Source organism: Actinosynnema sp., from assembly GCF_052038725.1.
Genome location: NZ_JBQGCX010000006.1, coordinates 1 through 8112 on the forward strand (window position 1 = coordinate 1; position 8112 = coordinate 8112).

Sequence of the window (8112 nt, forward strand, 5' to 3'; positions counted from 1 at the left end):
TGGGGCCGCCCCCCCGCCCGCCCCGCCCGCGCGCGGCCGCCGCCGCACGCCCCCCACCCCGCCACCGCCCCCGGCCCCCCCCGGTGGGGGGCCCGGGGCCGTTGCTCCGCCTGAGGGCGGTCGATCAGTGGAACGAGTCGCCGCAGGCGCAGGACCCGCCCGCGTTGGGGTTGTCGATCGTGAAGCCCTGCTTCTCGATGGTGTCGACGAAGTCGATGACGGCGCCCTCGACGTACGGGGCGCTCATCCGGTCGACGGCGACCTTGAGGCCCTCGAAGTCGCGGAGGGCGTCGCCGTCGAGGCTGCGCTCGTCGAAGAACAGCTGGTAGCGCAGGCCGGCGCAGCCACCCGGCTGCACGGCGATGCGCAGGTGCATGTCGTCGCGACCCTCCTGGTCGAGCAGCGCCTTGGCCTTCGAGGCCGCCGCGTCGGTCAGGGTGACACCGTGCGTGGGCGGGGCGTCGGGCGTCGGGACTGCTGAATCCTGAGCGGTCGTCATGGCTCTCCCTACAGAGGTCCTTTGCGGGCGTCTATTCCCCTGCGAACACGACTGGTGCCCGCTTTGTTCCAGCACCCATCGTCGCACAGGCGAGGGGGTGCTCGACCGGGGCTGCGACCGGCGTCTCGGCGGGTGGTCGCGGGCCGCGGGGGCGGTCGTCGCGCTGAGCTGGGCGGGAGGTCGGGGAGGGCTGGTCACGGCAGGTTCCGACATCTCACGAACGTGTGACGCCCGCCGGTGGCGAGCGGCACGCCCTGCCCACTGAACGCGCTCGCCCGCGGGGCTGTTCCCGCCCGTCCGGGGCTCACCCCTGGCTCACGCTGCCCCGTCCAGCACCCGGTTCCCCATCACGATTCGCACCTTGCGAAGGGGGTGAAACCGGTCATCTCCTACCCTAGGCGTCGTGAGGTTCCTGCGCCGCAACGCCGACGAAGCCGCCGAGAGCACCGCCGAGGAGATCCCGGTGGAGGTGAGCGGCACCCCCGAGCCGGGGCGCACGCCCGGCAAGGGCAGGCCCACGCCCAAGCGGCGGGAGGCCGAGACCAAGCGCCGGGGCCCCGTCGCGCCGCCGCCGAAGACGCAGCGCGAGGCGCTCAAGCGGATGCGGCAGAGCAAGACCAGCAAGGAGGAGCGCCGCGCCGCCGCCGCGCTCCGCCGCGAGCGGATGATGGCGGGCGACGACAAGTACCTGCTGCCGCGCGACCGCGGTCCCGTGAAGGCGTACATCCGGGACGTGATCGACTCCAGGCGCAACCTCATGGGCCTGTTCATGCCGCTGGCCATCCTGGTGTTCGTGGCGCTGCTGGTGCCGTCGCTGGTGGTGCAGCAGTACGCGACCCTGGCGACCTCGTTCATGCTGCTGGCGATGATCGTCGAGGGCGTGATCCTCGGCGTGACGGTGACCAAGCGCGTGCGGGCGAAGTTCCCGAAGGAGAAGATCGGCGGCCTGTCGGTCGGCTGGTACTCCTTCATCCGGGCGAGCCAGCTCCGCAAGCTCCGCGTCCCGAAGCCGCGCGTGGGTCCGGGCACGAAGATCGACTGACACCCCGGCACCTCGCCGCGGCGGGCCGCCTCCTCGGGGAGGCGGCCCGCTGTCGGTTTCCGGGCTTCACCCGTGCGGTGGGGGTGCGCGGCGATACCTTGAGGCGACGGGTTCACCACTGCTGACCAGCGGGTGCGGCCATGCCTTCGCTCGGGGACGTCGGGGCGGCGCTCGGCCGGGTCGCGGAGGTCGCGGCCGGGGCGCAGGCGTGCCTGGCGCAGGCGGCGGACCTGGCGGCGGAGGCCGCCGAACTGGTGGAGGCGGCGGGCGCGGGCAGCGGCCAGACCGACGTGGTGACCGCCGCCGCGGCGTTCCGCGAGGTGGCGCACGACGCGGACCGCGTGGTGGGCCGGGACCTGGACGCGGCGCTGGGGGCGGTGCGCCGGATCATCGCGGCGCTCGGGACCTCAGGCGGGGAACGCGCTTCCCCGTGCGCGAACCGGTCTGAGCGGGTCGACGAGCTGGCCGAGCGGCTCCCTCCTCCCGTGGTCCCGAACACCAGTGCCAAGACGCACGGCTGGTGGTTCACCGGTCGGGGCGCCGCGCAGGAGCTGATCAGCGGCGAGGGGCCGGACGCGCAGGCCGCCTACGAGGCGCTCCGCCAGGAGGGCTACCCACGTCCGGGGATGCCCTTCGTGGCGATGCACGTGGAGATAAAGTTGGCCGCGCACATGCGGCGCAACAACATCGAGCACGCCACCGTCGTAATCAACAACATCCCCTGCCCGCTGGTGTGGGGCTGCGAGAACCTGATCGGCGTGGTGCTGCCCGCAGGGAGCTCCCTCACGGTCCACGGGAGCAACGGGTACGAGCGGACCTTCACCGGAGGGCGGAAGCCACCGTGGCCACGTTGAGCGCGATCTTCGACCACGAGACGGGCTCGAACCCGGTCCTGATCGAGACCCAGCAGGACCTCGACGCGCTGGTGGAGCGCGTGCGGGAGCGGTCGACCGGGCACCCGTGCCCCAGCATCGTCGAGATCAGCGACGCGGCCGACCCCTGGGGCTCCCCGACCGCGTACGCGGGCATCGGCGACGACCGGGGCTTCGTCCAGGTGCACGACAACCCGATGCGCGCCACGCGAGGCCGGGCTGGGACGACTGGCACGGTGGTCTACGACCTGGTGGCCAACGCGACCGACATCCCGGCCGACCAGGAGGTCCCCCTGGACGTGGTCCGCACCGTCCTCGCGGCCTACCTGGCCCACAACTCCCGCATCCCCGCCGACCACCCCCTCCTCAACATCGTTAGCTAGCCGAAAGACTTCGTACTAGGCTGCCCACCATGGAGTTCCGACGCCTCGGCCGCAGCGGCCTCAACATCAGCGAGATCTCGTACGGCAACTGGCTCACCCACGGGTCGCAGGTCGAGGAGGAGCAGGCGCTCGCGTGCGTCCGCGCCGCGCTCGACGCGGGCATCACCACGTTCGACACCGCCGACGTCTACGCCAACACCAAGGCGGAGGCCGTGCTCGGGCGGGCGCTCAAGGGTGAGCGGCGGGCCTCGTTGGAGATCTTCACGAAGGTCTTCTGGCCCACTGGGCCCAAGGGCCCGAACGACAAGGGCCTCGGCCGCAAGCACATCATGGAGTCGATCGACGCCTCCTTGGAGCGCCTCGGCACCGACTACGTGGACCTCTACCAGGCCCACCGCTTCGACCAGACCGTCCCGCTCGAGGAGACGATGACGGCGTTCGCCGACGTCGTCCGCTCCGGCAAGGCCCTCTACATCGGCGTCTCCGAGTGGAGCGCCGAGCAGATCGCGCGCGGCGCCGCGCTGGCCCGCGAGCTGAAGGTCCCCTTCATCTCCAACCAGCCCCAGTACTCGATGCTGTGGCGCGTCATCGAGCCGCAGGTCGTCCCGACCTCCGAGCGCGAGGGCCTGTCCCAGATCGTCTGGTCCCCGGTCGCCCAGGGCGTCCTGACCGGCAAGTACCTGCCCGGCCAGCAGGCGCCCGCGGGCTCGCGCGCGGCCGACGAGTCCGGCTCCAAGGCGATCTCCTCGTTCATGCGCGACGAGGTGCTGGAGAAGGTCCAGAAGCTCAAGCCGCTCGCCGAGGAGGCCGGGCTGACCATGGCGCAGCTCGCCGTCGCCTGGGTGCTGCAGAACCCGAACGTGGCCTCGGCGATCATCGGCGCGTCCCGCCCCGAGCAGGTCACCGACAACGTGAAGGCCGCGGGCGTGAAGCTGGAGCCCGAGCTGCTGGAGAAGATCGACGCCGTGCTCGAGGGCGTCGTGGAGAGCAACCCCGGCCTGACCAAGGCCCCGTAGGACCGCACCACCGGCAGAGCCGTGACGCGCCGGGCGGCCCCCACCAGGGCCGCCCGGCCCAGTCCGGCCCAGTCCGGCTCAGCCCGGCCCGGTCAGCACCAGCGGCCCGTACACCTCGGACTCGCTGCGCAGCAGCGTCACCGCCGCCACCCCGGCCGCCCGCAGCTCCCGCCACCGGGCCGTCAGCCACTCCTCGGCCTCGCCCTGCCCGCGGAACGCCGCCAGCGGCCCGTCGACCTCGCCGCCCCGCTCGTCCTGGTACCGCCAGCGGTAGTCCACGGCCGCCTCCTCAGTCCCGGTACGGTCCCCCGGTCAGGCTAAACGTCCTCACTCGTCGGGTGGAATGCTGTGACTCTTCGGACACTGGTGCTCGGCGGCACCCGCTCGGGCAAGTCCGCGCACGCCGAGGGCCTGCTGACCAGTCCCGACGCCACCTACGTCGCGACCGCCCGGCGCTACCCCGACGACCCCGACTGGGACGCCCGGATCGCCCGGCACGTGCGCTCCCGCCCCGCCTCGTGGCACACCGCCGAGGTCCCCTCCGGCCTGCCCGCGCTGCTGCCGTCGCTGACCGGCCCGGTGATCGTCGACGACCTGGCGACCTGGCTCACCAACGTGCTCGACGACGCGAACGCCTGGGAGGGCGGCGGCGCGGACGAGGTCGAGGCCGAGTGCGCCGCGCTGGTGGCCGCCGTGGCGGCGGTCACGTTCCGCCTGGTCCTGGTGTCCGCGGAGGTCGGCCTCGGTGTCGTGCCGCCCACCCGCTCTGGCAGGCTCTTCCGCGACCACCTCGGCTCGCTCAACGCGCGGCTGGCCGAGGTCTGCGACGAGGTGACCCTGGTCGTCGCCGGAATCCCACTGCGACTGCGCGAAGCCGGAGGTAGTCGGTGACCATCGAGTTCCCGCCCGTGGAGGCCCCCAGTGAGAGCGCGCGCCTGGAGGCCGTCGCCCGCCACGCGGCGCTGACCAAGCCGGTCGGGTCGCTCGGCAGGCTGGAGGACCTCGGCGCGTGGGTCGCGGCCTGCCAGGGCCAGTGCCCGCCCCGCCCGTTCACCCGGCCGAGGGTGCTGGTGTTCGCGGGTGACCACGGGGTGGCGCGGCACGGCGTGTCGGCCTACCCGAGCGAGGTCACCGGGCAGATGGTGGCGAACTTCCTCACCGGCGGCGCGGCGGTGAACGTGCTGGCCAACGTCGCGGGCGCGACCGTGCGCGTGGTGGACGTGGCGGTGGACTCGGACACGGCCGTCGGCGACGACAAGATCCGGCGGAGCTCGGGCTCGATCGACCGCGAGGACGCGCTCACCCAGGACGAGACCGAGCGCGCGATCGAGCTGGGCCGCAGGCTCGCCGACGACGAGGTGGACGGCGGGGCCGACCTGCTCATCGCGGGCGACATGGGCATCGGCAACACCACCCCGGCGGCGGTGCTGGTGGCCGCGCTGACCGGCACCGAGCCGGTCGCGGCGGTCGGCCGGGGCACGGGCGTGGACGACAACGGCTGGATGCGCAAGACCGCCGCGATCCGCGACGCCCTGCGCCGGGCCCGCCCGCACACCGGCGACCCGGTGCGGCTGCTGGCGGTGGCGTCGGGCGCGGACATCGCGGCGATGGCGGGTTTCCTGGCGCAGGCGGCGGTGCGGCGCACCCCGGTGGTGCTGGACGGCGTGGTGAGCGGCGCGGCGGCGGTGGTCGCGGAGGAGCTGGCGCCGGGCGCGCGCGAGTGGTGGGTGGCCGGGCACCGCTCGGCGGAGCCCGCGCACGCGATCGCGCTGGGGCACCTGGGCCTCGAGCCGCTGCTGGACTTCGGGATGCGGCTGGGCGAGGGCTCGGGCGCGGTGGCGGCGCTGCCGCTGGTCGTGATGGCCACGCGGGTGCTGGCGGAGATGGCGACGTTCGACGGCGCGGGCGTCGCGGGCCCCGCGTGACCGGGCGCGCCGCCGCAGAGGAGCGCCGGTCGTGAGGCTCGCGCTGTCCTGGCTCACCGTGCTGCCGGTGCGGGTCGACGACGTGGACCGCCGGGTCGCGCGCCGGGCGATCACGGCGGCTCCGCTGGTGGGCGTGCTGCTGGGCGCGGTGGCGGCGGTGGTGCTGCTCGGGTTGTCCGCGCTGGGCGCGCCGCCGCTGCTGGCGGGGCTGCTCGTGGTGGGCGGGCTCGGGCTGGCCACGCGCGGGATGCACCTGGACGGGCTGGCGGACACGGCGGACGGCCTCGGCTGCTACGGGCCGCCGGAGCGGGCGCTGGCCGTGATGAGGGACGGTGGCGCCGGCCCGTTCGGCGTGGTGGCGCTGATCGTGGTGCTGGGCGCGGAGGCGGTCGCGCTGGGCGCGGTGTCCTGGGGCGCGGTCGTGCTGGCGTTGACGGCGGGGCGGGCGGCGTTCGTGCTGTGCTGCGCGCGGGGTGTGCCCGCGGCGCGGCCCGAGGGGTTGGGCGCGCTGGTCGCGGGTTCGCAGTCGACGGGTGTGGTGGTGGCCTGGTGGTTGGCGCTGGCGGCGGCGGGGGCGCTGGTGGACCCGTGGCGCGGCCCGCTGGGCGTGGCGCTCGCGGCGGCCGTGGTGCTGGTGCTGGTCGGGCACACCCGCCGCAGGTTCGGCGGGGTCACCGGTGACGTGCTGGGCGCGGCTTGCGAGGCGGCGACCTTGTGCGTGCTGGTGGTCTGCTCCTTCGGCTAGACCACCGCTGTGGGCCGGTCGCGCTGCCGGCCCGCAGCGGAAGCCGAGGTCTAGAGGAGCTTGGTCATCCAGCCGTGGGGGTCGGCGACGCGGCCCTGCTGGATGCCGGTGAGGTGGTCGCGGAGCTTCATGGTGACCTCGCCGGTGGCGCCGCCGGAGACGCTGAACTCGCCGCCGTCGTGCTTGACGTGGCCGACGGGGGTGATGACGGCGGCGGTGCCGCAGGCGAAGACCTCGGTCAGCTCGCCGCTGGCGGCCTTATCCCGCCACACGTCGGTGGAGAACCTGCGCTCCTCGACGCCCAGCCCGAAGTCCTCGGCGAGCTGGAGGAGCGAGTCGCGGGTGATGCCCGCGAGCAGGGAGCCGGACAGCTCGGGGGTGACGACGCGGGCGTCCGCGCCGGAGCCGAGGACGAAGAACAGGTTCATCCCGCCCATCTCCTCGACCCACTTGCGCTCGGTCGCGTCGAGCCACACGACCTGGTCGCAGCCCTGGTCGGCGGCTTGGGCCTGGGCGACGAGGGAGGCGGCGTAGTTGCCCGCGAACTTGGCCGCGCCGGTGCCGCCGGGGGCGGCGCGCACGTACTCGGTGGACAGCCACACCGTGACGGGCTTGAGGCCGCCGGTGAAGTAGGAGCCCGCCGGGGAGGCGATGAGCAGGTAGCGGTACTCGCCCGCCGGGCGGACGCCGAGGCCGCGCTCGGTGGAGAACATGAACGGCCGCAGGTAGAGGGAGGACTCGCTGCCGCCCTCGGGGACCCAGCGGGAGTCGACGGCCAGCAGTTCGCTCAACGAGGCGAGGAACAGCTCGTCGGGCAGTTCCGGCATGGCGATGCGGCGGGCGGAGGCGCGGAAGCGCTCGGCGTTGGCCTCGGGCCGGAAGGACGCGATGGTCCCGTCGGGCTGCCGGTAGGCCTTGAGGCCCTCGAAGATCGCCTGGCCGTAGTGCAGGACCATCGCCGCCGGGTCGAGGGCGATGGGGGCGTAGCCGCGCACCGCCGCGTCGTGCCAGCCGTCCGCCCGGTTCCAGTCGATCACGACCATGTGGTCGGTGAAGTGCTGGCCGAAGCCGGGGTTCGCGAGCGCTTCGGCCAGGTAGTCCTGGGTGGCGGGCCCGGCGTTGGGGTCGACGGTGAACGGCGGCGGTGTGGTCATGCTGGAGACAGTAGCTCTCACCGGGGTCTCAGGACACCGTCGTCCCTGCTCTCCGCAGTGCTCTCGGCGCGGGCGGCGGCGCGCTTGGCCCCGGTGTGGGCGGCGTACCCGAGCAGGCCCGTGCCGAGGGCGAGCGCGGCGCCCACGACGGCGAGCGCGTCGGCGGGGGCGCCCATGGCGAGCAGCACCGACAGGCCGAGGCCCAGGCAGGCGGCGCGCGCGGCGCCTCCCCCGTCGTCCTGGAGCATGACCCTGGTGGCGGCGCTGGTGAAGCAGCCGTGGAACAGGGAGGCGCACGCGCCGACGGCGAGCGCCTGGGTCGGGGTGAGCGCGAGCACCGCGACCAGGGCGAGCCCGGAGGCGGCCAGGTGCGGGGTCCACCGGCCGCGCACCTTCGGGAGGTCGCCGGACTCGACCAGTCCGGCGAGCGCGCGGCGGGCCCCGGCGAGGACGAACACCAGCACCTGGACGCCCGC

The 8112-nt window shown here is 74.1% G+C and carries 10 protein-coding genes and 1 pseudogene; 7 read left to right on the forward strand and 4 right to left on the reverse strand.

The features are described from left to right. Nucleotides 1–124: 124 nt before the first annotated feature. Nucleotides 125–499: a HesB/IscA family protein gene (locus tag ACTUAL_RS00055; protein WP_015800206.1), complete on the reverse strand. Its 375-nt coding sequence runs from the start codon at nucleotides 497–499 to the stop codon at nucleotides 125–127. A gap of 403 nt (nucleotides 500–902) precedes the next feature. On the opposite strand from ACTUAL_RS00055, the gene ACTUAL_RS00060 reads away from it, so the two are divergent. The 4 genes from ACTUAL_RS00060 to ACTUAL_RS00075 all read left to right on the forward strand — a co-directional run bounded on the left by ACTUAL_RS00060 (nucleotide 903) and on the right by ACTUAL_RS00075 (nucleotide 3812). After that, nucleotides 903–1541 carry a DUF3043 domain-containing protein gene (locus ACTUAL_RS00060; protein ID WP_096491992.1) on the forward strand — a complete coding sequence of 213 codons (639 nt, stop codon included), beginning with the start codon at nucleotides 903–905 and terminating at the stop codon, nucleotides 1539–1541. 140 nt (nucleotides 1542–1681) lie between these two features. Next, on the forward strand, nucleotides 1682–2395 hold the full coding sequence (locus ACTUAL_RS00065) for a DddA-like double-stranded DNA deaminase toxin (RefSeq protein ID WP_440898812.1): 714 nt from the start codon (nucleotides 1682–1684) through the stop codon (nucleotides 2393–2395). After that, a complete protein-coding gene (locus tag ACTUAL_RS00070) occupies nucleotides 2383–2796 on the forward strand; it encodes an Imm1 family immunity protein (RefSeq protein WP_440898813.1) in 414 nt (137 codons plus the stop codon). The genes ACTUAL_RS00065 and ACTUAL_RS00070 overlap by 13 nt, the downstream gene beginning before the upstream one ends. A 29-nt stretch (nucleotides 2797–2825) precedes the next feature. Beyond that, complete coding sequence (locus ACTUAL_RS00075; protein ID WP_096491989.1) at nucleotides 2826–3812, forward strand: aldo/keto reductase family protein; 987 nt, start codon at nucleotides 2826–2828, stop codon at nucleotides 3810–3812. A gap of 78 nt (nucleotides 3813–3890) precedes the next feature. Here ACTUAL_RS00075 and ACTUAL_RS00080 read toward each other — a convergent pair whose 3' ends face one another. Then, nucleotides 3891–4091 (reverse strand): hypothetical protein, encoded by a 201-nt coding sequence (locus ACTUAL_RS00080; protein ID WP_096491988.1) that lies wholly within the window; start codon nucleotides 4089–4091, stop codon nucleotides 3891–3893. A gap of 69 nt (nucleotides 4092–4160) precedes the next feature. Between ACTUAL_RS00080 and cobU the strand changes: the two genes are divergently transcribed. Genes cobU through cobS form a run of 3 tightly spaced genes read left to right on the forward strand, consistent with a single transcriptional unit; the run spans nucleotide 4161 to nucleotide 6482 of the window. Next, the gene (gene cobU / locus ACTUAL_RS00085) at nucleotides 4161–4703 is read left to right on the forward strand and encodes a bifunctional adenosylcobinamide kinase/adenosylcobinamide-phosphate guanylyltransferase (protein WP_096491987.1); all 543 of its coding nucleotides are present in this window, start codon (nucleotides 4161–4163) and stop codon (nucleotides 4701–4703) included. After that, on the forward strand, nucleotides 4700–5737 hold the full coding sequence (cobT, locus tag ACTUAL_RS00090; protein WP_440898814.1) for a nicotinate-nucleotide--dimethylbenzimidazole phosphoribosyltransferase: 1038 nt from the start codon (nucleotides 4700–4702) through the stop codon (nucleotides 5735–5737). The genes cobU and cobT overlap by 4 nt, the downstream gene beginning before the upstream one ends. 31 nt (nucleotides 5738–5768) lie before the next feature. Further along, nucleotides 5769–6482 (forward strand): adenosylcobinamide-GDP ribazoletransferase, encoded by a 714-nt coding sequence (gene cobS / locus ACTUAL_RS00095; RefSeq protein ID WP_440898815.1) that lies wholly within the window; start codon nucleotides 5769–5771, stop codon nucleotides 6480–6482. A 50-nt stretch (nucleotides 6483–6532) separates the two neighbouring features. Here cobS and ACTUAL_RS00100 read toward each other — a convergent pair whose 3' ends face one another. Both ACTUAL_RS00100 and ACTUAL_RS00105 read right to left on the reverse strand, forming a co-directional pair. After that, the gene (locus tag ACTUAL_RS00100) at nucleotides 6533–7636 is read right to left on the reverse strand and encodes a branched-chain amino acid aminotransferase (RefSeq protein ID WP_440898816.1); all 1104 of its coding nucleotides are present in this window, start codon (nucleotides 7634–7636) and stop codon (nucleotides 6533–6535) included. 17 nt (nucleotides 7637–7653) lie between these two features. Then, a pseudogene (locus ACTUAL_RS00105) lies at nucleotides 7654–8112 on the reverse strand (hypothetical protein); the annotation flags it as partial.